Annotated in this window: 2 protein-coding genes; both read right to left on the bottom strand. The window is 63.3% G+C overall.

Annotation, left to right across the window (positions count from 1 at the left end):
• Positions 1 to 1,452: HAMP domain-containing sensor histidine kinase (locus EN884_RS32950; RefSeq protein ID WP_164895313.1), on the bottom strand; the 1,452-nt coding region annotated here is incomplete at its 3' end.
• Positions 1,453 to 1,459: 7 nt separating this feature from the next.
• Positions 1,460 to 2,134 carry a response regulator transcription factor gene (locus tag EN884_RS32945; RefSeq protein ID WP_023812818.1) on the bottom strand — a complete coding sequence of 225 codons (675 nt, stop codon included), beginning with the start codon at positions 2,132 to 2,134 and terminating at the stop codon, positions 1,460 to 1,462.
• Positions 2,135 to 2,458 lie beyond the last annotated feature (324 nt).

Raw genomic sequence — 2,458 nt, 5'->3', positions numbered from 1 at the left:
CATGACCACGGATAGTCCAGGATTGCCAGGCAAGAGTTCAAGCCGGCCATTGTGGAATGTCATGACCGCCTTGGCGAGGCTGAGGCCAAGACCGGAACCCGGTTGCGAACGGCTCTTCTCCAGCCGCACGAAACGTTCCGTGGCACGCGCGCGGTCGCCATCGTCGGGAATGCCGTGGCCATTGTCGGCAACCGACAGGCGAACGTCCGCACCGGTTCGCTCGAGCGTGACGCGCACCGCCGGCTGGGCATTGGCGCCGGTGGAATATTTGATGGCGTTGTCGACGATGTTCGACAGCGCCTGACCGATCAGTTCGCGGTTGCCGTTGACGGACACCGCCTCGTGCGCGTCTGCTTCCAGCGACACGCCCGCCTCTTCCGCCACCGGCTCATAGAGCTCGACGACATCGCGTACGGCTTCCGCAAGATCGACGCGGTTCGTATTTTCAGACGAGTAGCCAGCCTCCAGCCGGGAGATCATCAGGATGGCGTTGAAGGTTTTTATCAACTGGTCCGACTCGGCGATGGTGCCTTCCAGCGCCTGCCGGTAGTCGGTGGGCTTTTGCTTGCCCGAAAGCGTCGCTTCGGCCCGGTTGCGCAGCCGGGTCAGCGGCGTCTTCAGATCATGCGCGATGTTGTCGGAAACCTGCTTCAAGCCTTCGTTCAGCGTGGCGATCCTGGCCAGCATGGCATTGAGATTTTCGGAGAGCCGGTCGAACTCGTCGCCAACCCCCGTCACCGGCAGCCTGCCCGACAGATCGCCGCCCATGATGCGACGGCTGGCTTCCGACACGCTGTCGATGCGCTTCAGCGCAGCGCGGCCGACAAAAAACCAGATCAGCAATCCGCCCAGCCCCATCATGCCGAGCGCCAGCATCAGCGCACGGCGGATGACGGCACGAAACCGTTCCGGCTCGCCAAGGTCGCGGCCGACCAGCATGATCATCTGGTTCGGCAGCCGCAGCACCAGCGCAATGGCGTTGTGGCCTTTTTCGCCCTGCGCCTGCGCATCGTTCTGCTCGGATTGGGTGGTGGTACCCTGCTCGGCGGGAAGGTTGCGCAGGCGCTCGAGCTCTCCCTCGCCAAAGCGCTGATAAGAGAACGGACTGCTGGTCCAGCCTTCGGTTTCGAGAACGCCAGGTTCGAGGCTCTGCACGTTGCCGGTCAGGATCTGGCCGTTGGCGTCGGCGATCAGGTAAAGGTTTGCGCCGGGCTGGCGCGAGCGCGCTTCGACCACGCGGACCAGTACCGGCAGGCCACCGCGCTGATAGGCGCGGGCAAGGCCGAGCACTTCGTCATTGATGGTCTCCTGCGTCTGCGCGGTCAGCATTCGCGCCGACAGCGAGGTCATGTAGAAGACGAGCGCCACCGCGCAGAGCGCGAAGAGCAGGAAGTAGAGCGCCGAAAGCCGCGCTGCCGTCGTCTTCATGATGGCGGGCACGGAAAGAGCCATGCCGCAGCTAACCACTCTTCAGCATATAGCCGGCGCCGCGAACCGTATGCAGGATGGGCTTGTCGAAGCCCTTCTCTATCTTGCCGCGCAGCCGGGAGACATGGACGTCGATGACATTGGTCTGCGGATCGAAATGGTAGTCCCAGACATTTTCCAGCAGCATGGTGCGCGTCACCACCTGGCCGGCATGCCGCATCAGATATTCGAGCAAGCGGAACTCACGCGGCTGCAGCGTTATCTCGCGTGACGCACGGCGGACCGAATGCGACAGCCTGTCGAGTTCGAGATCGCCGACGCGGTAGACGGTTTCCGCTTCCTTGGCACTGGCGCGCCGGTTCAGCACCTCGACGCGGGCGAGAAGCTCGGAGAAGGCATAGGGCTTTGTCAGGTAATCGTCGCCGCCGGCGCGCAAACCCGTGACCCGGTCATCGACCTCGCCGAGCGCCGACAGGATCAGCACCGGCGTCGTGTTGCCCCTGGACCTGAGACCGGCAATGACCGACAGGCCGTCGCGACGCGGCATCATCCGGTCGATCACCATCACGTCGTAGTCGCCGGCGTCGGCGAGCGCAAAGCCGGTTTCGCCGTCACCGGCGACATGCGCGGTGTGACCGGCCTCGGCAAAGGCTTTCTGCAAGTAATCCGCAGCCTCGCGATCGTCTTCTATGACGAGAATCTTCATAGGGCTGTTATACGCGATTTCGCCGGAAGGTTGAGTGGCAGACATCTGCATTGTGGCCTTTGCCAAAGCGCATCGCGACCGAGATCGCTCGAAGCAGTGCGCGATAAAGCTGCTCGCTGCCGATGTCGTTGGCATCGGATCGTTGAAGCGCTTTTGAAATTGTGCGGCAGCGGGCGATGGGAAGCCCGCTGCCGCCGGGGGAAGGCGCGATGACTGACTAACGCGCGCTCCTCCATGCTTTCCCGTACGGCGGCTCGGGGGTGTTGAACCGGCGCACTGGAAAAGTCCAACTTGCCGCCGGAACGCCCTCACCCGTCTCGGAAG

This window comes from Mesorhizobium sp. M7A.F.Ca.AU.001.01.1.1 (assembly GCF_004022735.1).
Classification (GTDB): Bacteria; Pseudomonadota; Alphaproteobacteria; order Rhizobiales; family Rhizobiaceae; genus Mesorhizobium; species Mesorhizobium ciceri.
The sequence above is the reverse complement of the archived record's forward strand: the minus strand, read 5'-3'. Positions and strand labels throughout refer to the sequence as shown.